General features: G+C 71.4%; 2 protein-coding genes and 1 pseudogene. 2 read left to right on the forward strand and 1 reads right to left on the reverse strand.

Features of this window, described 5'->3' with window-relative positions; all coding sequences use genetic code 11:
* Positions 1-144: 144 nt before the first annotated feature.
* Positions 145-1,365: an MFS transporter gene (locus ABZU52_RS32280; RefSeq protein ID WP_354974696.1), complete on the reverse strand. Its 1,221-nt coding sequence runs from the start codon at positions 1,363-1,365 to the stop codon at positions 145-147.
* Positions 1,366-1,501: 136 nt separating this feature from the next.
* Here ABZU52_RS32280 and ABZU52_RS32285 point away from each other — a divergent pair, with 136 nt between their 5' ends.
* Both ABZU52_RS32285 and ABZU52_RS32290 read left to right on the forward strand, forming a co-directional pair.
* Positions 1,502-1,951, forward strand: coding sequence for a MarR family transcriptional regulator (locus tag ABZU52_RS32285; protein ID WP_124816318.1), 450 nt, complete (start codon positions 1,502-1,504; stop codon positions 1,949-1,951).
* Positions 1,952-2,152: 201 nt separating this feature from the next.
* Positions 2,153-2,597 (forward strand): annotated as a pseudogene (locus ABZU52_RS32290) (glycosyltransferase); the annotation flags it as partial.

Genomic DNA, 2,597 nt, shown 5'->3' on the forward strand with positions numbered 1-2,597 from the left:
ATTGGCGATCCGGATATTTTCGAGCCTATCATGTTTTCCAGACATTTTTGCAAATATTTTGAATTTGGGGTATTTTGGCAGGGCGATGATCAGCGCGACGCGGGGCGGGGCTGTGGCCCGGCCCGGCGTTGTCCTCCCGGCGGGTCAGACCGTCGTGTCCACCAGGCTTGCGTCGGTCCGGGTCGGTTCGTCGCGACGGGCCAGCCGCAGCGCGCCGAGGAGCACGCCCAGGCCGGCCAGGGTGAGCGCGGCGCCGGCCCAGATCGGCGAGGTGTAGCCGAAACCGGCGGCGATGGTCACCCCGCCGATCCAGGCGCCCAACGCGTTGCCGAGGTTGAACGCGGCGATGTTCGCCCCGGATGCCAGGGTCGGCGCCTGCTGGGCGTAGCGCATGATCCGCATTTGCAGCGGCGGCACGGTGGCGAAGCCGAACCCACCCATCAGCACCAGCGCCACGATGGTCAGCACCGGGTTCGTGGCGGTCAGCGCGAAGCCGACGAGCACCACGGTGAGCACCGCCAGGACGGTGACCAGGGTGCGCGACAGTGACCTGTCCGCGGCCCGGCCGCCGAGCAGGTTGCCCGCGAAGAGCCCCACTCCGAAGAGAACGAGCAGCCACGGCACGGTGCTGGTGGCGAAGCCGCTGACCTCGGTGAGCGTGTAGGCGATGTAGGTGAACGCGCCGAACATTCCGCCGAAGCCCAGGACGGTGATCGCCAGGGAGAGCCAGACCTGAGCGTGGGTGAAGGCCCGCAACTCGCCGCGCAGCCCGCCCGCCGGGCGGTCGGCGTCCGCGGTGTCGCCGGTGGGAATGAGCAGGGCCAGCCCGATCAGCGCGACCACCCCGATGACGGTGATCGCCCAGAACGTCGACCGCCAGCCGAATTGCTGCCCGAGGAAGGTGCCGAACGGCACGCCGAGCACGTTGGCGATGGTCAGGCCGGCGAACATCATGGCGATGGCGCCCGCCCGGCGGGCCGGTGCGACCAGGCCGGCGGCGACCACCGCGCCGATGCCGAAGAACGCGCCGTGGCAGAGCGCGGCGACGATCCGGCCGGCCATCATCACGCCGTAGTCGCCGGCGACGGCGGAGAGCAGGTTGCCGATGATGAAGAGCACCATCAGGCCGAGCAGTACCGGTTTGCGGGGCAGTCGGGTGACCGCCGCGGTGAGGGCGACCCCGCCGACGGCCACGCTGAGCGCGTAGCCGGAGATCAACCAGCCGGCCACCGGCTCGGTGACCGCGAAGTCGGCGGCCACCTCGGGCAGCAGCCCCATGATCACGAACTCGGTGAGCCCGATGCCGAAGGCGCCGATGGCCAGCGCGATCAGGCCGGGCGGCAGGGACGTGTGGCGTACGGACATCGTCTTCCCATCGGGAGGGGAACAGATATGCGGCGCGTGCAACTACACGCGCCGGCAACGAAATAGTTGCACGCGCTTTATATCAGCGCAAGCGTGCTAGCCTGGGGTCCGTTCAGATCACACCGAGGAGGCCGCCATGGGCATCGCCGACGACGCGGTTGAGATCCGCGCGCAGGGCTGGCGCACCCTCGCCGCCCTGCACGGGCTGATCGAGACGTCCCTGGAGCGGGCCCTACAGGCCGGTCACGGCCTCTCCGTCGTGGAATACACGGTGCTCGACGCGCTGTCCCGGCAGGACGGCTGGCACATGCGGATGAGCCAGCTCGCCCGCGCCGCCGCGCTCTCCGGCAGCGCCACCACCCGGCTGGTCACCCGCCTGGAGCAGCGGGGGCTGCTCACCCGGATCCTCTGCGCCGACGACCGGCGCGGCATCTACACCGAGTTGACCCCGGCCGGCTCCGAGCTGCTGGCCCAGACCCGCCCCACCCACGACCGGGTGCTCACCGACGCGCTCGCCGAGGCGGAGGCCACCCCCGAGCTGGCGCCGCTGGTCGACGCCCTGCACCGGCTGCCGGCCGCCCGCTGACCAAGCAGGCGATGCCGGTCGTGCGCTACCGCACCCGGGACCTGACCCGCGACTGCTGCCCGGCACCGCCCGGCCGATGCGCCGGACCGAGAAGATCACCGCCCAGACCGACGACATGATGATCCTGCGCGATGGGCAAGATGCGCCGCATCGTCGACCAGCGACCCACCTCGATGTCGCCGTCGACATAGGATCCGGCTCATGCGTGTGCTGGTGGTCTCCGCCCCGCTCGTCGGGCACGTCTTCCCGCTGGTGCCGCTCGCTGTCGCGCTGCGCGACGCCGGCCACGACGTGCTGGTGGCCACCGGCGGCGGGGGCCTGGCCGCCGCCGAGGCCGGTCTGCCGGTGCACGACATCGCACCGGGCTTCGACTTCGGGCGGATCGCACTGCGCGTCTTTCCCCGCCATCCGCTGATCGCCCGCGCCGAGTTGGCCGGCACCGCCGGCACCCGGGGCGCCGGCCTGCTGTTCGGGGCGCTCAACGATCAGCTCACCGACCCGGTGGTCGCGCTGGCCACCGGGTGGCGGCCGGATCTGGTGTTGTACGAGCCGTTCGCGGTCGCCGGAGCGGTGGCCGCCGCACGGCTCGGCGTGCCGGCCGTACGCCAGGAGAACTCCCTCTTCGACGGCCGCGCCCTGGTCCGCG

The sequence above is a fragment of the Micromonospora sp. NPDC005220 genome, from assembly GCF_040607895.1.
GTDB lineage: Bacteria > Actinomycetota > Actinomycetes > Mycobacteriales > Micromonosporaceae > Micromonospora.

Bases quoted from the DNA above. Each gene is read 5' to 3' on its own strand.
- ABZU52_RS32280 (WP_354974696.1), bottom strand. From the start codon at position 1,365: ATGTCCGTACGCCACACGTCCCTGCCGCCCGGCCTGATCGCGCTGGCC.
- ABZU52_RS32285 (WP_124816318.1), top strand. From the start codon at position 1,502: ATGGGCATCGCCGACGACGCGGTTGAGATCCGCGCGCAGGGCTGGCGC.